Annotated in this window: 24 protein-coding genes; 7 read left to right on the top strand and 17 right to left on the bottom strand. The window is 68.7% G+C overall.

The features are described 5' to 3' along the window. Positions 1-4 precede the first annotated feature (4 nt). Together MUG78_RS13505 and miaB are read right to left on the bottom strand one after the other, a co-directional pair. The gene (locus MUG78_RS13505; RefSeq protein ID WP_246995593.1) at positions 5-688 is read right to left on the bottom strand and encodes an Rv2732c family membrane protein; all 684 of its coding nucleotides are present in this window, start codon (positions 686-688) and stop codon (positions 5-7) included. Next, positions 688-2,229 (bottom strand): tRNA (N6-isopentenyl adenosine(37)-C2)-methylthiotransferase MiaB, encoded by a 1,542-nt coding sequence (miaB, locus tag MUG78_RS13500; RefSeq protein ID WP_308221364.1) that lies wholly within the window; start codon positions 2,227-2,229, stop codon positions 688-690. Before miaB ends, MUG78_RS13505 begins: the two co-directional genes overlap by 1 nt. Positions 2,230-2,342: 113 nt before the next feature. Between miaB and MUG78_RS13495 the strand changes: the two genes are divergently transcribed. The 4 genes from MUG78_RS13495 to MUG78_RS13480 are packed head-to-tail and all read left to right on the top strand — an operon-like array spanning position 2,343 to position 5,702. Continuing rightward, positions 2,343-3,071, top strand: coding sequence for an amino acid ABC transporter ATP-binding protein (locus tag MUG78_RS13495; protein ID WP_246997046.1), 729 nt, complete (start codon positions 2,343-2,345; stop codon positions 3,069-3,071). Between the two features lies 1 nt (position 3,072). Then, positions 3,073-4,089 carry a glutamate ABC transporter substrate-binding protein gene (locus MUG78_RS13490; protein WP_246995591.1) on the top strand — a complete coding sequence of 339 codons (1,017 nt, stop codon included), beginning with the start codon at positions 3,073-3,075 and terminating at the stop codon, positions 4,087-4,089. Further along, positions 4,090-4,773, top strand: coding sequence for an amino acid ABC transporter permease (locus MUG78_RS13485; protein WP_246995589.1), 684 nt, complete (start codon positions 4,090-4,092; stop codon positions 4,771-4,773). Then, entirely contained in the window at positions 4,770-5,702 is a 933-nt protein-coding gene (locus MUG78_RS13480) for an amino acid ABC transporter permease (protein WP_246995587.1), read from the top strand. The genes MUG78_RS13485 and MUG78_RS13480 overlap by 4 nt, the downstream gene beginning before the upstream one ends. Positions 5,703-5,724: 22 nt before the next feature. On the opposite strand, the gene MUG78_RS13475 is transcribed toward MUG78_RS13480, so the two are convergent. The 7 genes from MUG78_RS13475 to pgsA all read right to left on the bottom strand — a co-directional run bounded on the left by MUG78_RS13475 (position 5,725) and on the right by pgsA (position 10,689). Further along, positions 5,725-6,222, bottom strand: coding sequence for a regulatory protein RecX (locus MUG78_RS13475; protein ID WP_246995585.1), 498 nt, complete (start codon positions 6,220-6,222; stop codon positions 5,725-5,727). A gap of 4 nt (positions 6,223-6,226) precedes the next feature. Further along, positions 6,227-7,270 carry a recombinase RecA gene (gene recA, locus MUG78_RS13470; RefSeq protein ID WP_246997044.1) on the bottom strand — a complete coding sequence of 348 codons (1,044 nt, stop codon included), beginning with the start codon at positions 7,268-7,270 and terminating at the stop codon, positions 6,227-6,229. 170 nt (positions 7,271-7,440) lie between these two features. Further along, positions 7,441-7,635, bottom strand: a complete 195-nt coding sequence (locus tag MUG78_RS13465; protein WP_246995583.1) for a DUF3046 domain-containing protein — start codon at positions 7,633-7,635, stop codon at positions 7,441-7,443. Beyond that, positions 7,626-8,816 (bottom strand): glycosyltransferase, encoded by a 1,191-nt coding sequence (locus MUG78_RS13460; RefSeq protein ID WP_246995581.1) that lies wholly within the window; start codon positions 8,814-8,816, stop codon positions 7,626-7,628. The genes MUG78_RS13465 and MUG78_RS13460 overlap by 10 nt, the downstream gene beginning before the upstream one ends. 14 nt (positions 8,817-8,830) lie before the next feature. Further along, entirely contained in the window at positions 8,831-9,610 is a 780-nt protein-coding gene (locus tag MUG78_RS13455) for a PspA/IM30 family protein (protein WP_246995579.1), read from the bottom strand. A gap of 78 nt (positions 9,611-9,688) precedes the next feature. Then, the gene (locus MUG78_RS13450; RefSeq protein ID WP_246995577.1) at positions 9,689-9,982 is read right to left on the bottom strand and encodes a helix-turn-helix domain-containing protein; all 294 of its coding nucleotides are present in this window, start codon (positions 9,980-9,982) and stop codon (positions 9,689-9,691) included. A 107-nt stretch (positions 9,983-10,089) separates the two neighbouring features. Further along, on the bottom strand, positions 10,090-10,689 hold the full coding sequence (pgsA, locus tag MUG78_RS13445; protein WP_246995575.1) for a CDP-diacylglycerol--glycerol-3-phosphate 3-phosphatidyltransferase: 600 nt from the start codon (positions 10,687-10,689) through the stop codon (positions 10,090-10,092). Positions 10,690-10,760: 71 nt separating this feature from the next. On the opposite strand from pgsA, the gene MUG78_RS13440 reads away from it, so the two are divergent. Together MUG78_RS13440 and MUG78_RS13435 are read left to right on the top strand one after the other, a co-directional pair. Further along, positions 10,761-11,294 carry an amino-acid N-acetyltransferase gene (locus MUG78_RS13440; protein WP_246995573.1) on the top strand — a complete coding sequence of 178 codons (534 nt, stop codon included), beginning with the start codon at positions 10,761-10,763 and terminating at the stop codon, positions 11,292-11,294. Positions 11,295-11,328: 34 nt separating this feature from the next. Further along, a complete protein-coding gene (locus tag MUG78_RS13435; protein ID WP_246995572.1) occupies positions 11,329-11,613 on the top strand; it encodes a YciI family protein in 285 nt (94 codons plus the stop codon). Here the strand turns inward: MUG78_RS13435 and MUG78_RS13430 are convergent. The 6 genes from MUG78_RS13430 to thyX form a co-directional block, all read right to left on the bottom strand. Then, a complete protein-coding gene (locus tag MUG78_RS13430) occupies positions 11,573-12,568 on the bottom strand; it encodes a TerC family protein (RefSeq protein WP_246995570.1) in 996 nt (331 codons plus the stop codon). The genes MUG78_RS13435 and MUG78_RS13430 overlap by 41 nt on opposite strands. A 207-nt stretch (positions 12,569-12,775) precedes the next feature. Continuing rightward, positions 12,776-15,700, bottom strand: a complete 2,925-nt coding sequence (locus MUG78_RS13425) for an FtsK/SpoIIIE family DNA translocase (protein ID WP_246995568.1) — start codon at positions 15,698-15,700, stop codon at positions 12,776-12,778. 97 nt (positions 15,701-15,797) lie between these two features. Further along, positions 15,798-16,430, bottom strand: a complete 633-nt coding sequence (locus MUG78_RS13420) for a TIGR03085 family metal-binding protein (RefSeq protein WP_246997042.1) — start codon at positions 16,428-16,430, stop codon at positions 15,798-15,800. 12 nt (positions 16,431-16,442) lie between these two features. Continuing rightward, the gene (locus MUG78_RS13415) at positions 16,443-18,284 is read right to left on the bottom strand and encodes a ribonuclease J (protein ID WP_246995566.1); all 1,842 of its coding nucleotides are present in this window, start codon (positions 18,282-18,284) and stop codon (positions 16,443-16,445) included. Beyond that, on the bottom strand, positions 18,284-19,189 hold the full coding sequence (gene dapA, locus MUG78_RS13410) for a 4-hydroxy-tetrahydrodipicolinate synthase (RefSeq protein ID WP_246995564.1): 906 nt from the start codon (positions 19,187-19,189) through the stop codon (positions 18,284-18,286). Before dapA ends, MUG78_RS13415 begins: the two co-directional genes overlap by 1 nt. A gap of 38 nt (positions 19,190-19,227) precedes the next feature. Beyond that, a complete protein-coding gene (gene thyX / locus MUG78_RS13405) occupies positions 19,228-19,977 on the bottom strand; it encodes an FAD-dependent thymidylate synthase (RefSeq protein WP_246995562.1) in 750 nt (249 codons plus the stop codon). A gap of 109 nt (positions 19,978-20,086) precedes the next feature. Here thyX and MUG78_RS13400 point away from each other — a divergent pair, with 109 nt between their 5' ends. Continuing rightward, a complete protein-coding gene (locus tag MUG78_RS13400; protein WP_246995560.1) occupies positions 20,087-20,917 on the top strand; it encodes a tyrosine-protein phosphatase in 831 nt (276 codons plus the stop codon). Here the strand turns inward: MUG78_RS13400 and MUG78_RS18320 are convergent, their stop codons facing one another. Both MUG78_RS18320 and MUG78_RS13395 read right to left on the bottom strand, forming a co-directional pair. Beyond that, the gene (locus MUG78_RS18320) at positions 20,918-21,154 is read right to left on the bottom strand and encodes a peptidase associated/transthyretin-like domain-containing protein (protein WP_308221363.1); all 237 of its coding nucleotides are present in this window, start codon (positions 21,152-21,154) and stop codon (positions 20,918-20,920) included. Beyond that, on the bottom strand, positions 21,127-21,861 hold the full coding sequence (locus MUG78_RS13395) for a peptidase associated/transthyretin-like domain-containing protein (RefSeq protein ID WP_308221362.1): 735 nt from the start codon (positions 21,859-21,861) through the stop codon (positions 21,127-21,129). The genes MUG78_RS18320 and MUG78_RS13395 overlap by 28 nt, the downstream gene beginning before the upstream one ends. Between the last annotated feature and the right edge of the window lie 10 nt (positions 21,862-21,871).

The following is a 21,871-nucleotide window of genomic DNA, read 5'->3' as shown; positions in this document are numbered from 1 at the left end:
GGGCCTACGCGGTAGTGGGCTCGTCGCCGGCGTCGTCGCCCTCGGGCGACGGCGTCGGGCGCTGGGTGCGCTCGGGGAGCCCGGAGGCGCGCTTGTCGCGCAGCGCCTGGTAGAAGGCTTCGGCGATCGCCGCCTGTTCGCGTCGTTCCTCTTCCAGCGCCAACTGGTAGGTGCTGCGGGCCCACACCACGCGCGACCAGTGGAAGGTCAGCACGATGACCACGGCCCAGCCGAGGAGCAGACCGGCGCCGGCGCCGCTGGGCGGCTCCAGTCCGCCGACGCCGGTGGTGTTGCGGGTCCAGATCGCGAACATGCCTGCCACCGAGGCCACCGCGCAGCCGCACAGGGCGATCCACGCGAGAACCCACCGGCGGGTCGCCAGCGCCAGCATCGAGATCGCGATACCGAAGACCGCCAGCAGCCACACGAAGACCTGCGACGGCAACGCGATGCGCTCGGTGGTGGCGTCGGGCCCGTTGGTCAGCACCTCCAGCCCGCTGGCCGAGCCGGCGTGCATGAGCAGGAGCGACACCATGGCGAGCAGCACGCAGACCGCCACGACCATGCCGCGGGCGCCGGGATCGATCTCCCCTGCCACCTTGCGTTCGGCTTTCCGCAGGTCCTTCTCGTAGGCCCGCAGGGTATCCCGATCCTGGCTGGGTTGATTCTGGCCGGTTTGTTCGCTCATCAGCTGTTCGCTCCTGTCATCGTCACTCCCGCACCGCACGCGTTCACCGGTTCCGGGGCCGCGTTGCGGCCCAGGGTCGGCAATCCCAGGCCCACGCCGACCGGTGCGGTGGTCGGGGTGGATCCTTGTTCGTAGCTGTCGCCCGCCCGGGTCCGACGGTGCGCGGTGATCCCACCGTCGGCCATCAGATGGAACGGCGCGGCCGCGGTGATCCGGGTGTGCACCACGTCGCCGGGCCGGATGGCGCCGGAGACGGCACCGGTCGGTTCGAAGTGCACCAGGCGGCCGTCGCGGGCGCGCCCGCTCATCCGACCGGTCGCGGTGTTCTTCCGGCCGTCGGCCACCACCAGCAGTTCCACGTCGGTGCCGATCAGGTCCTCGTTCGCTTCCAGGCAGATGCGCTCCTGCAGGGCGATCAGACGCTGGTAGCGGTCGGCCACCACCTCGGGCGGCACCTGGTCGGGCATGGTGGCCGCCGGGGTGCCCGGGCGCGGTGAGTACTGGAAGGTGAACGCACTGGTGAACCGCGCCGCCTCCACCACTTCGAGGGTGTCCTGGAAATCCTCTTCGGTCTCGCCGGGGAAGCCCACGATGATGTCGGTGGTGATCGCGGCGTGCGGCATGGCCGCTCGGACGCGCTCGAGGATGCCCAGGAACTTGGTGCGCCGGTAGCTGCGGCGCATGGCGCGCAGAATGCGGTCCGACCCGGACTGCAGGGGCATGTGCAGCTGCGGGCAGATGTTGGGTGTCTGCGCCATCGCGTCGATCACGTCGTCGGTGAACTCGGCCGGATGCGGCGAGGTGAACCGCACGCGTTCGAGGCCCTCGATGGCGCCGCAGGCGCGGAGCAGGTCGGCGAACGCGCCGCGGTTGCGCGGCGTCTCCGGGTCGGCGAAGGACATGCCATAGGCGTTCACGTTCTGGCCCAGCAGCGTCACCTCCGACACCCCCTGGTCCACCAGCGCCTGCACCTCGGCCAGGACGTCGCCCGGTCGACGATCCACTTCCTTGCCGCGCAACGACGGCACGATGCAGAACGTGCAGGTGTTGTTGCAACCCACCGAGACCGAGACCCAGCCCGCATAGGCCGATTCGCGCTTGGCCGGCAGCGTCGACGGGAACGCTTCGAGGGATTCGAGGATCTCCACCTGCGCCGACTCGTTGTGGCGGGCGCGCTCCAGCAGCACGGGCAGCGAGCCGATGTTGTGGGTGCCGAAGACCACGTCCACCCAGGGCGCCTTGGCCAGTACGGTGTCCTTGTCCTTCTGCGCCAGGCAGCCGCCCACGGCGATCTGCATGCGCGGATGCTCCTTCTTCACCGGGGCGAGCGCCGACAGATTGCCGTACAGCTTGTTGTCGGCGTTCTCGCGAATCGCACAGGTGTTGAAGACCACCAGATCGGCGTCCGCATCCGGTTCGGCTCGCACGTACCCGGCGTCCTCCAGAAGCCCGGAGATCCGCTCGGAGTCGTGCACGTTCATCTGGCAGCCGTAGGTGCGTACGGCGTAGGACCGCGCGCGGTCGTCAAGGGCACTGCTCACCCTTCCAGAGTACGGGCCGAGGCAAATCAGCGACCCGCACCGTGAGGCAAATGCCAACGAAAGTGCCATCCGCCACTTAGGTTTTCCTTATGACAACGTCACGGGAGACCCCCATGATCGCCATGCGCGACGTGCAGAAGCATTACGGCGACCTGCATGTACTCAAGGACATCAATGTCGAGATCCCGAAAGGCCAGGTGGTGGTGGTCCTCGGGCCCTCGGGTTCCGGCAAGTCGACGCTCTGTCGCACCATCAACCGTCTCGAGCCGATCGACAGCGGCGAGATCCGTATCGAGGGCGAACTGCTTCCCGCCGAGGGCCGCGACCTGGCCCGCCTGCGCTCGGACGTCGGCATGGTGTTCCAGTCGTTCAACCTGTTCGCCCACAAGACGATCCTGCAGAACGTGACGATGGGGCCGATCAAGGTCCGCAAGATGAACAAGGCCGACGCCGAGAAACGCGCGATCGAACTCCTCGAACGCGTCGGCGTCGCCTCGCAGAAGGACAAGTACCCCGCGCAGCTGTCCGGCGGCCAGCAGCAGCGCGTGGCCATCGCCCGCTCCCTGGCCATGGCACCCAAGGTGATGCTGTTCGACGAGCCCACTTCCGCCCTGGACCCGGAAATGGTGTCCGAGGTGCTGGAGGTGATGGTCTCGCTGGCCCGCGAAGGCATGACGATGGTGGTGGTGACCCACGAGATGGGCTTCGCCCGCAAGGCCGCCGACCGGATCATGTTCATGGCCGACGGCGAACTCGTCGAGGACTGCGACCCCGAGAGCTTCTTCACCTCTCCCAAGTCCGAGCGCGCCCGCGACTTCCTGTCGAAGATCCTGGGCCACTGACATGAGCACACCTCGCACCGCACCGGTCGCCCGGCCGCGACGGCTCGCCGCAGCCGCCGTCGTCCTCGCCGTGGTCGCCGCCGTCCTCACCGCCTGCGGCAACTCGGGCCCGCGCGACCTGCTCAACAGCATCCGTTCCGGCAGCGTCGTCCTGGGCACCAAGTTCGATCAACCCGGGCTGGGCCTGCAGAACCCGGGTGGCGCCATCACCGGATTCGACGCCACCGTGTCGACGTACGTCGTCAACCGGCTCGCCGACGAGATGGGCGTGCCGCACCCGACGATCACGTGGAAGGAGACGCCGTCGGCCCAGCGCGAGACCTTCATCCGCAACGGTGAGGTCGACACCATCGCCGCGACGTACTCGATCACCACGAACCGCATGAAGGACGTCGACTTCGCCGGTCCCTACTTCGTCACCTACCAGGGCCTGTTGGTGCGCGACGATGCCAAGAACATCAACTCGCTCTCGGATCTGAACGGCAAGAAACTCTGCTCGGTCGCCGGTTCCACCCCGGCCCAGAACGTGAAGAATCTGCTTCCCGACGTCCAGTTGCAGGAGTACGACTCCTACTCCTCGTGCGTGGAGGCGCTGCGCCGCGACAAGGTGGATGCGATGACCACCGACGAGGTGATCCTGGCCGGCTACGCCCAGCGCTGGCCCGGCGAGTTCCGACTCGTGCCGATGACCTACCCGAGCGATGTCTGCGTCAAGGACGCGTGGAAGACCGCAGGCACCCCGTTCTCCACCGAGTACTACGGCATCGGCATGGCCAAGGAGTTCCCGAACGCCGTCGCGCAGGTGAACGACGCGCTCACCGCCATGCTCCAGGTTCCGGCCGGCCAGCGGTACTCCCCCTGGGAGCAGAGCCTGCGCGACCAGCTCGGCGACGAGACGGTCGACGACATGATCGCCCGCGCGGACGCCCCCGGATCGAAATACGTGTTCACCCCGAAGCCCGGCGACCTGAGCTTCCTCGATGCACCGAAGACGCCGTGCCCGGAAGGAGCCGAGTAGATGAGTGACCTCTGGCAGGAGATGGGGCCACAGCTGTGGCCCGCCTTCTGGCTCACCATTCAACTGACCTTCTGGTCGGCGATCGGCGCCCTCATCTGGGGCGTCCTGCTGGCCGGCATGAAGGTGTCCCCCGTTCCGGTGATGCGGTGGTTCGCCACCACCTACGTGAACGTGGTGCGTAATACGCCGCTGACGCTGATCATCCTGCTGTGTTCGGTGGGCCTCTACCAGAATCTCGGGCTGACGCTGGCGCAGGACAACGCCGACTTCATCGCCAACAACAACTTCCGGCTCGCTGTGCTCGGCTTCATCGCCTACACCGCGACATTCGTCGCCGAGACCCTGCGCGCCGGATTCAACACCGTCCCGCTGGGTCAGGCCGAGGCCGCACGCTCCATCGGCCTCAACTTCACGCAGACCTTCTCGATGGTGGTGCTGCCGCAGGCCTTGCGCGCGGTGATCGCCCCGATGGGGTCGGTGCTGATCGCGCTCACCAAGAACACCACCATCGCCTCGATGATCGGTGTGGGTGAAGCGGCGCTGCTGATGAAGGAGGAGTTGGAGAACTTCTCCGACCAGATCCTCGTCATCTTCGCGATCTTCGCGGTCGGATTCATGATCATCACGCTCGCCGAAGGCGCTCTCTTCGGCTGGGCGGCCAAGCGTTGGGCGGTGCAGCGATGAGCGCGAATGCAACGGTCCTGTACGACGCTCCGGGCCCCAAGGCCCGGATCCGCAACCGCATCATCGCGGCGATCTTCGGCATCGCCGTGATCGCACTGGTGACGTGGATCGTCCTGGTGCTCCAGGACAACGGCCAGCTCACGGCGGAGAAGTGGAAGCCGTTCGTCCAAGGCTCCACCTGGACCACCTGGCTGCTCCCCGGACTCTGGGGCACCATCAAGGCCGCCGCCCTGTCCATCGTGCTGGCCATCGTCGTCGGCACGCTGCTCGGTATCGGGCGACTCTCCGACCACCGGTGGGTGCGGATTCCGTCGGCGATGCTCGTGGAGGGTTTCCGTGCCATCCCGGTGCTGATCCTGATCTACTTCCTGTACTTCATGTTCGCCGCCTACGCCTTGTTCCCGTCGTCGCAGCTGGCCTTCGCGGCCGTCGTGATCAGCCTGACCATCTACAACGGATCGGTCATCGCCGAGATCCTACGCGCCGGCATCCAGTCGCTGCCCAACGGACAGACCGAGGCGGCCAAGTCGATCGGTCTGCGGAAGGCGCAGACGATGTGGCTGATCCTGCTGCCGCAGGCGGTCACCGCCATGCTGCCGGCCCTGGTGGCCCAGATGGTCATCGCACTGAAGGACAGCGCGCTGGGCTATGCGATCGGCTACATCGAAGTGGTCCGGTCGGGCATGAAGGCCGGTTCGTACTTCGGCAACTACCTGCCGTCGTTGCTGGTGGTGGCCGCGGTGATGATCATCATCAACTTCTGCCTCACCGGCCTGGCCAATCTGCTGGAGAAGCGACTCCGCAGCGGCCGACGGCAGACCGACGCGCCGGACCCGGACGTCGCCGATCTCCGGGCGATGGAGAACGTGCCCGGCTACAGCGGGACCGGCCATGCCGCGCGGGTGGATCACCCCGACCGGAGGTTCTAGCCGGCTCAGGCGTCTGAACTGCTCACGAGTCCGCAGCGCCCGCCCGGAGAGTCTCGGCGACCACCGACGAGACCATCTCCGGCGGGTAGCCGCGGCGCCCGAGTAGCCCGGCCAGACGGCGGTAGGCCTTGGCCCGGTCGTTCCGGTCGGACAGATCCAGCGACGACGACGCGAGCTTCTTCTGCGCCAGCGCCGTCGCCTGCGCGCGTTCGTCGTCCGGATCGATCTCCGCCAGCGCGGTCTCGATCGTCTCCTCGGCGACGCCCTTGGTGCGCAGTTCCCGGCGCAGCGCCACCCGTCCCCGTCCGGAGTACTTGTGGCGCGAGGTCACCCATTCCTGGGCGAAGTCGTCGTCGTCGATCAGACCGGACTCGCTCAGTCGGTCCAGGACCTCGGCGATGACGTCGGGCTCGAACTCGCGGCGGGCCAGCCGCTCGGCGATCTCGGCACGACTGCGGGCCCGCACACCGAGGAGTCGCAGTGCGACGTCCCAGGCGGACGGGCCCGTGGTCTCCGGCACGAGGCTAGAAGTCGACCGGCGCCGGCACCGGCTCGTCCAGGTCGGCAAGGTTCGGTCCGATGCCCAGCTTGCTCTTGATCTTCAGCTCGATCTCGGCGGCGATGTCCGGGTTCTCGAGCAGGAACTTGCGCGCGTTCTCCTTGCCCTGGCCCAGCTGGTCGCCCTCGTAGGTGAACCACGAACCCGACTTGCGGATGAAGCCCTCGGCCACGCCGAGGTCGATCAGCGAACCTTCGCGGCTGATGCCGTGGCCGTAGAGGATGTCGAACTCGGCCTGCTTGAACGGCGGCGCGACCTTGTTCTTGACCACCTTGACGCGGGTGCGGTTGCCGACCGCGTCGGTGCCGTCCTTGAGCGTCTCGATACGGCGCACGTCCAGGCGGACCGACGCGTAGAACTTGAGGGCCTTACCGCCCGTCGTGGTCTCCGGCGAACCGAACATCACGCCGATCTTCTCGCGCAGCTGGTTGATGAAGATCGCGGTGGTGTTCGAGTTGTTCAGACCCGACGTCATCTTGCGCAGCGCCTGGCTCATGAGGCGGGCCTGCAGGCCGACGTGGCTGTCGCCCATCTCGCCTTCGATTTCGGCCTTGGGGACCAGGGCGGCCACCGAGTCGATCACCAGGATGTCCAGGGCGCCGGAGCGGATCAGCATGTCGGCGATCTCCAGCGCCTGCTCACCGGTGTCCGGCTGCGAGACCAGCAACGCGTCGACGTCCACGCCCAGCTTCGCGGCGTACTCCGGGTCGAGGGCGTGCTCGGCGTCGATGAACGCCGCCAGACCGCCGGCGGCCTGCGCATTGGCGACCGCGTGCAGGGCCACGGTGGTCTTACCCGAGGACTCCGGACCGTAGACCTCCACCACGCGGCCGCGGGGCAGACCGCCCACGCCGAGCGCGATGTCCAAGGCCACCGAACCGGTCGGAATCACTTCCATCGGGGGACGATTGTCCTCGCCCAGTCGCATGACCGAGCCCTTGCCGTAGTTCTTCTCGATCTGTGCGAGAGCCAGGTCAAGTGCTTTCTGGCGATCCGCCGAAACTGCCATGGTCTTGTCTCGATTCTTCTGCTTGCCGGTCATGTCCCACACAGTAGGTCGGCCCTCGGACAATTTCGTCCGACGCGACCCTGCCCTAGTAGTTGTTAGACGCTCGCAAGCGCCGTTCGGTTCCCCTCAAGGGTGAACGAACAGATGTTCGAGCGCAAGTCGACACGCCGTTACCAGCGGTCGGGCGGCACATCGAAATCGCGGCAGAGCGCGCGCCACACGATGCGCGGGTCGACGCCCTCGTCGATGGCCACCGCCCCGGTGCGGCCTCCCAATTCCAGGATGCCGTGGTCCACCAGCATCGCGTCGGCGGCCCGCTGGCCGAACTCGGTGTACATGAACTCGGTGAACTCGGTCAGTCGCATGCGCTCCCCCGTCCCCGTGCGTTCAGGATCTGCTCGGCCTGCGCCACCGGATCGGTGATCTGCCGGGCGGTGGCGGCCAACCCGGCGGCCGCGGCCGCGTACGACGGGTCACCGAGCACGTCGGCGATGGCCGCGCGCATCGCCGCGCGGGTCACCGGGCGCACCAGCACCCCGGCGCCGGCGCGATCGACACGGTTCGCGAGCTCCCACTGGTCGCCCCCGCCGGGCACCACCACCGTCGGCACACCGGCGGAGAGCGTTTTGGCCAGCAGGCCGTGGCCGCCGCCGCAGATCACCAGGTCGGCGCGCGCCAGCAGCAGGTCCTGCCGTCCGAGCCCGGCCACCAGGCCGTCGGGCGTCTCATCGACGTCGGCGGGCGGCTCCAGACCCGAGAAGATCACGCGCGGCGCACCGCGCTCGGCGACGCCGGTCTTCTGCAGGTCGGCGAGGGCCGCGAAGGCGACCGAGGTCAGCTCGTCCGAACCGGACTCCGCGGTCGACGGGCAGACCACCACCAACGGTCCCGGCCCGGGCGGCACGGTGAACTCGTCGTCGGTGGGCTCGAAGAACATCGGCCCGATCAGATGCGTGCGCTCGGGCCAGTCCGGGCGCGGCTCTTCCAGTCCGGGGAGCGTCGCGACGAAGCGGGCGGCGGGTGCCGGTACCGGCGGCAGCCCGATGCCGCGACGGGCCTGTGCGCGTTGCGCACGACCCCGCGCGTGCGAGCGGGCACCCAGGGCGCGCAGCACACCGTCGCGCAGTCGGCCGCGCCACCCGACGCCCACGGCCATGCCGGCGCCGATCGGCGGCAGCCCGCGGGATTGGTCGTACAGCACATGCGAGGACAACTCGATCCACGGCAGGCCCGTCAGCTCCGCGGCCCAGCCACCGGCCAGCGTGATCGAGTCGCTCACCACCAGGTCGATGCGCTCGAGCGCGAGGAGCGGCGCGAGCTCGAGTGCCATCCGTGCGGCGCGGACGCTGAGTTTGGCGCCGGCGTCGGAGTCGTCCTCGTCCGGCCGGGCGGCCAGCCCCGGCAGGTCGCGCACGAGAAGACCGCGGCGCGCAGCCGCGGTCTCCCAGCGCAAGCCGGTATAGACGATGCACTCGTGACCGGCCGCGGCGAAGTCGGCGGCCAGTCCGAGGCTCGCCAGTGCGTGGCCGGCGTCCGAGCCGGCCACGAAGGCGATACGACTCAGTTGCCGGCCTGACCCTGCTGCTCGGGATCGGCCTGCGGCTGCGAGTGTCCGGCGGGCAGGCCCATGCTCGCGCGGATCTGCTCCAGGCGGGCGTGACCGGCCATCTGCACGCTGGCCTGCTCCACCTCGATCATCCGGCCGCTCACCGAATCCTGGGCGAGCTCGGCCGAACCGAGGGCGTTGGCGTAGCGACGCTCGATCTTCTCGCGCACCTGATCCAGGCTCGGGGTGTTGCCCGGCGCGGTCAGCTCGCTCATCTGGTTCAGCGAGGCACTGACCTGCTCCTGCATCTTGGCCTGCTCCAGCTGGCCGAGCAGCTTGGTGCGCTCGTCGAGCTTGCCCTTGAGGATCACCGCGTTGCGTTCGACGGCCTGCTTGGCCGAACCCGCCGCGTTCAGCGACTGGTCGTGCAGCACCTTCAGGTCTTCCACGCTCTGCTCGGCGGTCACCAGCTGTGCGGCGAAGGCCTCGGCGGCGTTGGTGTACTCGGTGGTCTTGCGCGCGTCGCCGGCACTGGCGGCCTGATCGGCGAGCGTCAGCGCCTGACGGACGTTGCCCTGCAGCTGCTCGATCTTCTCCAGCTGGCGGTTGAGCCGCATCTCGACCTGGCGCTGATTGCCGATGACGGCGGCAGCTTGCTTGGACAGCGCCTCGTGCTGACGCTGCGCGTCGCCGATGGCCTGCTCGATCTGGATCCGCGGGTCGGCGCGCTGATCGATCGTGTCATTGCCCCAGGCGGTCAGGTAGCGCCACAGCTTCACGAACGGATTAGCCATTTTCGTCAGATCCCCTTGCTGGTCAAGCGATTGTCGGTCGGGTGTTCATCGTTTCTGGGCCATACTGCACCACCACGGTCAGGCAGCGGCGAGGGCGGTGCCTGCGGCGACCTGGTCGGTCGGCAGCACTTCGATGACCGGCGGGGTCATCGAGCGGCCGACTTCGGTCAGCACTGCCCCGACCGGGACCTCGAGGGCCACACAGATCGCGGCGAGCAACTCGCTGGAGGCTTCCTTCTGGCCGCGTTCCAGCTCGGACAGGTACCCGAGCGACACCCGCGCCGAGGTCGAGACCTCGCGCAGGGTGCGACCCTGATCGGTCCGAAGCCGGCGCAATTCGTCACCGAGCGCCTCCCGCAGCAGTAAAGCCAACGACCACTCCTTCTCGCAGTGCATTCGTCTTCGTGTGTGCCGTGCCGTATGTGCAGTCGACATTAGCGGAATTTCGGCCCCGCGTCACCGGAGAAGCCGCGTGCCGCCTACTCCGAAACCGAGGCCGTGCGCCGCAGCACCGTCGCACGCCACACGTAGTCGAGCCCGGTCACGACGGTGACCGCCACGGCGGCGTACAGGATCCACAGCGCCATGTCGGCGGCCACCCCGCTCAGCGGCAGCACCAGCAGACCACAGCCCACCGACTGCAGCAGGGTCTTGAGTTTGCCGCCCTGGCTGGCCGCGATCACTCCGTGCCGCACCACCCAGAACCGCAGGAGGGTCACGCCCACCTCGCGGACCAGGATCACCGCGGTGACCCACCACGGCACCACACCCAGGATCGACAGCCCGAGCAGGGCCGCACCGATCAGGGCTTTGTCGGCGATCGGATCGGCCAGTTTGCCGAAATCGGTGACCAGTCCCCAGGACCGGGCGATCCTACCGTCGATCTGATCGGTGATCGCGGCGACGGCGAAGATCACGAAGGCCGCGATGCGCCAGGCGGTCTCGGTGCCGTCGGCCACGAAGAGCACCACGAGAAAGACCGGCACCAGCACGATGCGGAAGACCGTCAACCCGTTGGCCACGTTGAGCACGGGAACCGTGGGCAGCGGTGTCTGCGCCTGCGGATGAGGGTCGGTCACCACGCCAGCCTATCGGCCCGCGTTCGTGCCGCGCGCCGGGGGATGCCCGGACGCGACTATTGTGTTGTTCCATGTCGATTCCGCACGCCCTTCCGCACGCCGCCGAGACGAGCGGACCGCTGGTGCGCCGAGCCCGGACGTCGGACGTGGTGCGCATCAAGGAACTCATCGACATCTACGCCGGACGGATCCTGCTCGGCAAGAATCTGGTGACCCTGTACGAGTCGGTGCAGGAGTTCTGGGTCGCCGAGATCGACGGCGTCGTGGTCGGCTGCGGCGCCCTCCATGTGATGTGGGACGACCTCGGCGAGGTCCGCACGGTCGCCGTGGATCCGGCCGCCGCCGGTCGCGGGGTCGGCCACCACCTCGTCGCCCGCCTGCTCGAGGTGGCGCGGGAACTGGAGCTGGCTCGGGTCTTCGTGCTGACCTTCGAAACCGAGTTCTTCGGGCGTCACGGTTTCACCGAGATCGAGGGCACTCCGGTGACCCATGAGGTGTACGAGGAGATGTGCCGCTCGTACGACACCGGTGTGGCCGAGTTCCTGGACCTGAGCTTCGTGAAGCCCAATACGCTGGGCAACACCCGCATGCTCGTCATCCTCTGAGCGGGCCCGATCCGCGCCCGGCTATCGTCGGCGCATGGCTAAGTTCGCAATCGAATACACCTATGGCGCCGACCGGCTGGCTGTGCGCGACGAACACCGTCCCCGCCACCGGCAGTGGCTGCAGGACCGCTACGAGGCCGGCGACATCCTGCTGGTCGGTCCCTACACCGACGGGAGCGGCGCGGTCCTGATCGTCGCCGCTGACGACGAACGGGCCGCTGCGCAGCTCGTGGCGCAGGACCCGTTCGCCGAAGCCGGCGCCATCGACGCCGTGCGGATCACCGAGTGGATGGAAGTTTTCGGGCCCTTCGGCGGCTGACCACGAGGCTGGCGACGGTGGTCACCACCAGCGTCACACCGATGAACCCGAGGCTCATCGCGGTGCTGATCTCCGGGACCGACACCGGCTGGCCGCCGTTGATGAAGCTCAGCGTGTTCTCGTGCAGCGCGTGCAGCACCAGCTTCACACCGATGAACGCGAGGATCAGCGACAGTCCGTAGGACAGGTAGATCAGCTTGTCGAGCAGGCCGCCGAGCAGGAAGTACAGCTGACGCAGACCCATCAGCGCGAAGGCGTTGGCGGTGAACACCAGGTACGGCTCCTGGGTGAGGCCGTAGATCGCCGGGATCGAGTCCAGGGCGAAGAGCACGTCGGTGAAGCCGATGACGATCAGCACGATCAGCAGCGGCGTGGCCATGGACTTGCCGTCGATCTTGGTGAACAGCTTGTCGCCGTCGTAGGTGTCGGTGGTCCGCAGGAAGCGCTTGGCGAAGCGCTCGATGCGGCCCTCGCGTTCCCGCTCGTGCTCCACCGGCTCGCCGCTCTCGGAGACCAGCTTCACGGCGGTCAACAGCAGGAACAGACCGAAGATGTAGAAGACCCAGCTGTACGCGGAGATCGCGGCCGCACCGACCGCGATGAAGCCGGCGCGCATCACCAGCGCCATCACGATGCCCAGCAGCAGGACCTTCTGCTGGTAGATCCGCGGCACCATGAACTTGGTCATGATCACCACGAAGACGAAGAGGTTGTCCACCGACAACGCCTTCTCGGTCACGTAACCGGCGTAGTACTCGCCGCCGAACGTGCCGCCCCACTTCCACCAGACGAAGCCGCCGAAGGCCAGAGCGATGCCGACGTAGACCGTCGACCAGAAACCCGACTCGCGCAGCGTGGGCTCATGCGGCACCCGCACGTGCGAGAAGAAGTCGAAGACGAAGAGCCCGAGGATCACCACACAGGTGATCACCCAGGTGAGTAAGGAAACATCCACGGTCGTTGAACCTCCAGCGCGCGTCACAAAGGAAGCGATGCTGGAGGTCTCTCCCATCCGCGGAGCGGACCGACGTCCCGGACTGCGCTGCCCCGGTGTGATCGGCACACCGGCGCGGCGCCGTCGTATTGACGAGATCGCCGTCGGGGGGATACTCCCCTCCTGATCGTTAGTCCGATCGTACTCTTTCCGCCGGTCTCGACCGAATCAGAAGGGCGGTTCCTCGTCGTCGCCACTGCCGCCGCCGGTGATCGACGCGATCACGCCGGCCAGGTCCTCGGGCTTGACCAGGACCTCGCGGGCCTTGGAGCCTTCGCTGGGTCCCACCACGCCGCGCGTCTCCATCAGGTCCATCAGCCGGCCCGCCTTGGCGAAGCCGACCCGCAACTTGCGCTGCAGCATGGACGTCGAGCCGAACTGGCTGGACACCACCAGCTCGATCGCCTGCAGCAGGTCGTCGAGGTCGTTGCCGATGTCGGCGTCGATGTCCTTCTTGTCCCCGGCCTTGGCCGCGGTCACACCCTCGACGAACTCGGGCTCGGACTGCTCCTTGGCGGCCTCGACGACGTCGTTGATCTCCTCGTCGGTGATGAACGCGCCCTGCATGCGGATCGGCTTGTTCGCGCCCATCGGCAGGAACAGACCGTCGCCCATGCCGATCAGCTTCTCCGCGCCCGGCTGGTCCAGGATGACGCGCGAGTCGGTGAGCGAACTGGTGGCGAAGGCGAGGCGGGACGGCACGTTGGTCTTGATCAGACCGGTCACTACGTCCACCGAGGGCCGCTGCGTGGCCAGCACCAGGTGGATGCCGGCCGCACGCGCCTTCTGGGTGATCCGCACGATCGCGTCCTCCACGTCGCGCGGTGCGGTCATCATCAGGTCGGCGAGCTCGTCGACCACGGCCAGGATGTACGGATACGGCTTGTATTCGCGCTCGGAGCCCAGCGGCGTGGTGATCTCGCCGGTGCGCACCTTCTCGTTGAAGTCGTTGATGTGCCGCACGCGCGAGGCCTTCATGTCCTGGTAGCGCTGCTCCATCTCCTCCACCAGCCAGGCCAGTGCGGACGCGGCCTTCTTCGGCTCGGTGATGATCGGCGTGATCAGGTGCGGCACCCCCTCGTACGGGGTGAGCTCCACCATCTTCGGGTCGATCAGGATCAATCGGACCTGTTCGGGGGTGGCGCGCGTCAGCAGCGACACCAGCATCGAGTTCACGAAGCTCGACTTGCCCGAACCGGTGGAACCGGCCACCAGCAGGTGCGGCATCTTCGCCAGGTTGGCGCTGACGAAGTCGCCCTCGATGTCCTTGCCGAGTCCGATCACCATCGGATGGGTGTCGGCTTCGACCTCCGCGTCGGTGAGCACGTCGGCCAGGCGCACCATCTCGCGGTCGGCGTTGGGCACCTCGATGCCCACCGCCGACTTGCCGGGAATGGGCGCCAGCAGTCGCACGTTGTCGGTGGCCACCGCGTACGCGATGTTGCGCTGCAGCTGGGTGATCTTCTCCACCTTCACGGCGGGTCCGAGCTCCACCTCGTAGCGCGTCACGGTGGGGCCGCGGGTGTATCCGGTCACCGCGGCGTCGACCTTGAACTGCTCGAGCACGCCGTTGAGGCGGTCGATCATGTCGTCGTTGGCCGAGCTCCCGAGCTTCGGCGGGTCGCCGTGCACCAGCAGATCGGTGGACGGGAGCACGTAGCCGGAGTCCGAGGCCGCCGGGCGCGGTGCAGCGGCCGGCTTCGGTGTCGGGCGCGGCGCTGCGGGCTTGCGGGCGCCAGGCTTCGGCTGCGGCCGCGGTACCGGAGGCAGGGGCGCGATCGGTTCGGTGACCTGCTGCTCGATCGGAGTGTCCAGCAGCGGCTCGGTGTACAGGTCGGTCATGTGCTCGTCGCGGGTCGCGCCGGCGGTGGGGCGAGCCGGGCGACGGTCCGTGCGTGCGGTGGCCCGCGTCACCGGCTCGCGACGCGAGGGTTCACGGCGTGCGGATTCACTACGGGTGGGCTCGCGGCGGGCGCGCGACGCCGGTCGACGCCGCTCGTCGGGCGGGTAGTTCTCGTACGGATCGCCCCAGCCCGCACGATCGTCGTCGCAGGGATCGGTGTCGCGAGGATCGGCCGGGAAGTCGTCGAGCACGCTCGGCTCGTCGGCGTCGGCGTCGTCGAACTCGGCGGCCTCGAATTCCTCGTCGTAGTCGTCGTACTCGTCGTAGTCGTACTCGTCGTCGTAGTCGTCGGCCGCGCCGTGGCGGTAGGCACCGATTCCGAGGTACGAGCAGGTGCCGTCGATCAGCTCGCGCACCGAGTAGCCGCTGAGCACGACGAGTCCGGCGAACCCGCAGAGCACCATGATCGGGACCGACAGCCAGACGGTGATCGCCTGGGTGAGCGGCGACCCGAGGGCGAAACCGAGGAAGCCCGCGGCCTCCGAGCGCGCCGGTGACTCGGTCGGTGCGCCCAGCACCAGATGGGTCAGGCCCAGGGCCGACATGCCGAGCAGCACGCCGCCGCCCACATTGCGCAGGCGTCGGGCCGGATTGGGTCCGTGGCGCATCACCGTGACGGCGATGACCAGCAGCACCACCGGCAGCAGGTAGGCCAGCGAGCCGATGCCGTAGCGGACCAGGGCGTCGACGAAGGCGCCGACGGCCTCCGGAACCCCGAACCACACGCCGGCGATGACGAGTGCGGCGAGCAGTGTCAGTGCCAGCCCGGCACCGTCGCGCCGCGCGGATCGCTGATGGCCGACGACGTTGTCCTCGTCGTCCGGGTCGACCTGCGGCGCCAGTCCGATGCGGGCGACACTGCCGAGACCGCGCGCAGCCAGGTTCCAGGTGTTGACCACGCCGCGACCGATGCCGCGACCCACCGTGCCCGCCGCCGACGGACGATGCCGCATCTCCTGCGACTTGTTGGTCCGCGCCGGTGGACGTGCATTCCGCTTACCCGCAGCGGAGCGGTTGCCGGTCGCCGCACGCTGTCCGTTCGCGGTACGCGGTCGACGTTCGCCGCCGCGAGCGCGCTCGGAAGTGCCGGCACGGCCGGAGGTACGGGAGCCGGAGCCCGAACCGGACTTGGCCGACGGCGCACGACCGGAAGTGGACGTGCGACTACGCGCGCTTGCCTGAGAAGCCATGGCTGTCAGCCTAGTGCCTCAGCGTCACTCCAGTAACACCCGCAACAGCGCGCGTCGGATCACAACTTCGACACGACCGCGGCGAAGCAGGCTGCGATCACAGGGAGCGGCGCGCCATCGACAGCAGCGCCACGGCGGCCGGTTCGCCGAGGAAGGCCACGTCGACCGGCGCACGACCGAACGCGAACAGCAGCAGTTCGCCGACGGTGCCGACCACGGTGACCGGCTCGCCGGAACCGACGGTCAGCAGGTCCCGCCCGTCCGGTGTGCGCAGTGTCACGCGGGCCGGCGATTTGCCCATCGTCATGCGGCCCATCATCTTCAGCGGCCGCTCCAACGCGGCGCTCAGGCCGGGCGCCAGCTCGCGGGGCGTCCACGGGCCGGTCGGATCGGCGCCGCCGCGCAGCACGTCCTCGTGGTGGACGAACATCTCCGCGAGGTTGAGGTACTTGTCGGGGAGGGCGAACAGCGAGAACCACGGCGGACCGGACTCGACGTCGTCGAGCAGGTCGTCGTAGTCGCGGGCCGCATAGCTCCGCGTGACCCGGCCGGTCCACGCCCCGAGGGGCGGGAGGAACATGCCGGCGGCGGCATCCGGGCGGCGTTCGCGCAGCAACAGGTGCACCGCGAGATCGCGGGTCGCCCAGCCGGTACACAGCGTCGGTGCGTCCGGCCCTTCGCGGCGCATGGCCTCGACCATGGCCCGACGTTCCACCTGCGCCCAGTTCACGCCCATCGGGGGTCAGCCCAGCTCGTCGTCGGCGGGCACCTCGATGACCGTCGGCACGATCATCGGACGGCGACGGTACTTCTGCGCCACCCAGCGGCCCACCACGCGGCGGATGCCCTGGGCGATGCGGTGGGAGTCGGTGACGCCCTCCCCGGCCAGCTCGGTCAGCGCCTTGTCGACCAGGTCGGCGGCCTCCGACAGCGCGTCCGGGTCGTCGGAGAAACCGCGGCCGGAGATCTGCGGGCGGCTCACCGCGCGCCCGGTGCGGTCGTCGACGGCCACGGTGATGGCGATGAAGCCGCCCTCCCCCAGCACCAGTCGGTCCGACAGCGTCGACTCGCTGACGTCACCGACGGACAGGCCGTCGACGTAGACGAAGCCCACCGGCACCTTGCCGGAGATCCGTGCGCGGCCGTCCACGAGGTCGACGGTCACGCCGTCCTCGGCGAGAACGATCCGGTCGGCGGGCACACCGGTCGCCTCGGCGAGCGCGGCGTTGGCGCGCAGGTGCCGCCATTCGCCGTGCACCGGCATGGCATTGGACGGGCGCACCGCGTTGTACAGGTACAGTAGCTCGCCCGCCGACGCGTGGCCGGAGACGTGCACCTTGGCGCTGGCCTGGGTGATCACCGTGGCGCCGCGCTTGGCGAGCCCGTTGACCACCGCGAAGACGGAGTTCTCGTTGCCGGGGATCAACGACGACGCGAGCACCACGAGGTCGTCGGCCCGAATGTTGATCTGCCGGTGATCGCCGCGCGCCATCCGAGACAGCGCCGACAGCGGCTCGCCCTGGCTGCCCGTGCTGACCAGCACCACCTTGTCGTCGGGCAGCGTGGCCGCGGTGTCGATGTCCACCTCGACGCCCTCGGGGATGTGCAGGTAGCCCAGGTCCTGCGCGATCGCCATGTTGCGGACCATGGAGCGGCCCACGAAGGTGACGCGGCGTCCGTAGCGGTGTGCCACGTCGACGATCTGCTGGATGCGGTGCACATGCGAGGCGAACGACGCCACGATCACGCGCTGGCGGGCCTTGCCGATCACCCCGTCGAGCACCACGCCGATCTCCCGCTCGGGAGTCACGAAGCCGGGCACCTCGGCGTTGGTGGAGTCGACCAGGAACAGGTCGACGCCTTCGTCGCCGAGACGGCTGAAGCCGCCGAGGTCGGTGAGGCGGTTGTCCAGCGGCAACTGGTCGAGCTTGATGTCACCGGTGTGCAACACGAGGCCGGCGGGCGTGCGGATCGCGACGGCCAGTGCGTCGGGAATCGAGTGGTTGACGGCGAAGAACTCGCAGTCGAACTCGCCATAGCTCGCGCGGTCGCCCTCGCGCACCTCGATCAGCGTGGGCCGCAGGCGGTGCTCACGGCACTTTGCGGCGACCAGCGCCAGCGTGAAGCGCGAGCCGACCACCGGGATGTCCGACCGTAGCTTGAGGAGGAACGGCACCGCGCCGATGTGGTCCTCGTGACCGTGGGTGAGCACGATCGCGTCGATCTCGTCGACGCGGTCCTCGATGTACCGGAAGTCGGGCAGGATCAGGTCGACGCCGGGCTGCTGGTCCTCGGGGAACAGCACGCCGCAGTCCACCACCAGGAGGCGACCGGCGTATTCGAAGACCGTCATGTTGCGACCGATCTCGCCGATGCCGCCGAGCGCGACGATGCGCAGTCCGCCCTCGGCGAGCGGCGGCGGCGAAGGCAGTCGCTCGAGATGGTCGGCGGTGACGCCGGAGCCGGTCGCGGCCTCGGCGGCCGGGTGCAGCTGCGCGCCCTTCGTCTTCTTGGCGGGGGCGTCGGCCGGCGGACCGGCCTTGCGGGACGAACGACGACGCTGGGAGCGACCCGGACCGGTCATCAGGAAACCACCTCTGCTTGGCGCAGGAGAGTCAGGATCTGTTCGATCTGACCTGGATCGGCCGCGACCTGCGGCAGGCGCGGATCGCCGACGTCGAACCCGGTCATCCGCAGCGCGGTCTTGACCATGGTGACCCCGCCGGTGAGGCCCATCGCCTCGACCAGTGGCGCCATCGAGTCGTTGAGCTTGCGGGCGGTCGCCAGATCGCCTGCGGCGACGGCGTCGCGCAGGGCGGCCATCCGGCCCGGCACCAGGTGGCCGATGACGCTCACGAAGCCGATCGCACCGACGGCCAGCCACGGCAGGTTCAGGGCGTCCTCGCCGCTCAGGTACTGCAGGTCGGTCTGCGCCATCACCTTGCGGGCCTGGTGCAGGTCGCCCTTCGCATCCTTGATACCCCGGATGTTGGGGTGCTCGGCGAGCGCGAGAATGGTCTCGAACTCCAGCGGCACCACCGACCGCGGCGGAATGTCGTAGAGCAGCACGGGCAGATCGGTCGCGTCGGCGACGGTCCGGAAGTGCGCGAGCAGACCACGCTGCGGCGGCCGCGAGTAGTACGGGGTCACGATCAGCAAGCCGTGCGCACCGATCTCGGCGGCTTCGCGAGCGCGCAGCACCGTCTCGGCGGTGTCATAGCTGCCGGCGCCCTGCACGATGCGGGCCCGATCGCCGACGGCGTCCAGGACTACCCGCAGCAGATCGTTCTTCTCGGTCGGGGTGGTGGTCGGCGACTCCCCGGTGGTGCCGGAGACGACCAGGCCGTCGAGGCCGCCGGTGACCAGCTGATCGGCCAGTTCAGCGGCCTTATCGAGGTCGATCTTCCCGTCGGCGCGGAACGGCGTGACCATGGCGACGGAGTTGGTTCCGAAGGGTGCAGCCCCTCCCCCGGTGGCAGGCGAATTCATGGGGCTCACGGTACCGCACCAGGCGGGTTCGGCAGCGATCAGCCCTCGTACGGGAACGGCGAGGTGGCGACCTCTGTGCCGTCGGCTAGAACGTCGATCTCGAAGTCGCCGAAAGCAGTGGGCGCCAACTCGATCAGCTGGCGCAGACATTCCACCGCCAGCTCCCGAATCTCGGTGTCGGCGTGCTCGGTGGCGCGCATGCCGATGAAGTGCCGCCACGCCCGGTAATTGCCGGTCACCACGATGCGGGTCTCGGTGGCGTTCGGGAGCACCGACCGTGCGGCCTGGCGTGCCTGCTTGCGGCGCAGGATGGCGTTGGGCACGCCCGCGAACTTCTCTTCCAGTCGGCCGAGCAGTTCGCTGTAGGCGGCGCGGCTCGCGTCGGTGGCCTCCTGGAAAAGCGCCTCGAGTTCGGCGTCACCACGAATCGCCGGCGGCGGCACCACGTTGGCGTCGTGCTCTGGCACGAACCGCTGGGACAGCTGGGAGTACGAGAAATGGCGGTGCCGAATCAGCTCGTGGGTGCACGAGCGCGAGATGCCGGTGATGTAGAAGGACGCGCTCGCATGCTCGAACAGCGACGTGTGCCCCACCTCCAGCACATGACGCAGATAGCCGGCGTTGGTCGCGGTCCGCGGATTCGGCTTGTCCCAGCTCTCGTAGCAGGCGCGGCCGGCGAACTCGATCAGCGCCTCGCCGCCGTCGGTGTCACTGGACCACGCCACCTGCGGGGCGGTGAACGTCGTCGATGCCACCAACTGCACATTGAGCGCCACCAGATCGGGCACGGGATCCTCCTGGATTAGTCACGGTCGACGACGGAAACAAGGCCGGGCTTGCCTATACTCATCGACCAATATCGATAACCCACCTTTTCACGGAAATGAGCAACTCTGGATGAAGCCCCTCCCGACGGTCACCACCCGCCGTGCCGCCACCCTGGCCGTCACCGCAGCGCTGGGCCTGGCGCCCTTCCTGGTCGACGCCGCGCCCGCGAACGCCGTCCCGCAGGAGCAGCAGCAGAACCAGCCGCAGAAGCAGCAGGCGGTGCCCGCGCCCGAGCGGGTGAACCTGGGCGGCGTGTACAACGCCCGCACCTTCGGCAGCTACACCAACACCGACGGCCAGGCCCTGACCGACCGCGTGATCCGCAGCGGCGACCTGCAGAACCTGAACAACGCGGGCCTCGCGGAGCTGCAGCGTCGCGACGTGACCACCATCGTCGATCTGCGCACGTCGTTCGAGCGCCAGCTCAAGCCCAACCGCCCGGTGCCCGGCGCCAAGGTGGTCGTGGCCGACGTCATGGCCCTGGCCCCGCTCGCCGGCTCGGCCGATTTCCCCGGCATGTACCGGACCTTCGTCGACAATCCGGGTGCCCGCGAGGCGTACCGGACCATGCTGCTCCAGGTGGCCACGACCGTCGAGCGCGGCGACTCGGTGCTCATCCAGTGCAGCGCCGGCCGCGACCGTACCGGGTGGGGCTCGGCCGTGCTGCTGAAGATCGCCGGCGCCGATATGAAGACCATCGAGGCCGACTTCACCGCCAACAACACCGGCGCCGACGTCGCGTGGCTGCGCGGCGCGTTCGCACACGTCGACCGCATCTACGGCGGCTTCGACGGCTACCTGCGCAAGGGCCTGCGGCTGTCGACCGCCGAGATCGAGTCGATCCGCACCGCGATGATCGCGTCGGACGCGACCAGCGAAGCCGCCGTCACGCCCCAGTAGTCACTTTGCAGTGATGCCGAGGTTCACCGCGGCATAGACGGTGCCTCCGGACTGGCCAGCCTTGAGCAGTCCGGTGGCGTCGTAGATGCCGTCGTTCGCGTTGCGGGTGGCGCGGTTCGGATGGCCGTCGTACGGGCTGTGCGCCGCGAAGACCTCGTCGCTGAGCCCGTCGTCGAAGTACAGCTGGCTGGTGCGGGCGGTGGTCTTGTTCAGATGGACCCGCAGGTGGATGTGCACCGTCCGCCCCCGGTACCAGCCCGGATAGATGCTGGTGAACCGCACGATGCCGTCTGCATCGGTGGGCTGCGCGCCGCGCAGATAGGTCTTGGCATCCGACGGCGTGGACTCGCGATCTCCGGAACTGTAGGCGCCGTCCGAGACCGTTCCGTCCCTGTCTGTTCCGCCGGGCCCGCCGGTCCCCGCCACCCGGCGGCCGCCACCGGCGGCCCGCCGGCGGTTCCCGACTCGAAACCCGAGTAGTTGCCTTCGGCATCGCAGTGCCAGATCTCCACCACGGCATCGCGCACCGGCGCCGGGTCGCCGTCGACCCGGCAGTTCTCCAGATCCACCACGCGCAGTGCCAGTTCCAGCGGGACGCCCTCGCGGTCCTCGCGGATGTCGGCGCGGATGCGGTCCACGTCGAACCAGTACGGCCCCTCCGTGGCCTCCGCGGTGGTGGGGCACTGCGGTGCCTGCGCCAGCAACTCGTTCAGCAGGTCGCCGCTGCCGCCCGCAGCCGACGTCGTGGCGGAGTCCGCACCCGAAACTCCCGTCGCCGACGAGGCGGCCGGCGCGGACTTCTGGTCGACGCCGCAGGCGGCGAGGACCCCGGCCAACCCGAGAGCGCCGGTGCCGGCCAGGACTCCCCGGCGGGTCAGCGCACCGTCGAGCGGCGGATCGGAGGGAGCGGCAGCGGGTCGGTCGCGGCGAAATCGTGGGTGCATGCCAGTGACC

The organism is Gordonia alkaliphila (assembly GCF_023017165.1).
Classification (GTDB): domain Bacteria; phylum Actinomycetota; class Actinomycetes; order Mycobacteriales; family Mycobacteriaceae; genus Gordonia; species Gordonia alkaliphila.
Note: the sequence above shows the minus strand (reverse complement) of the source record. Positions and strands in the feature narration are given on the sequence as shown.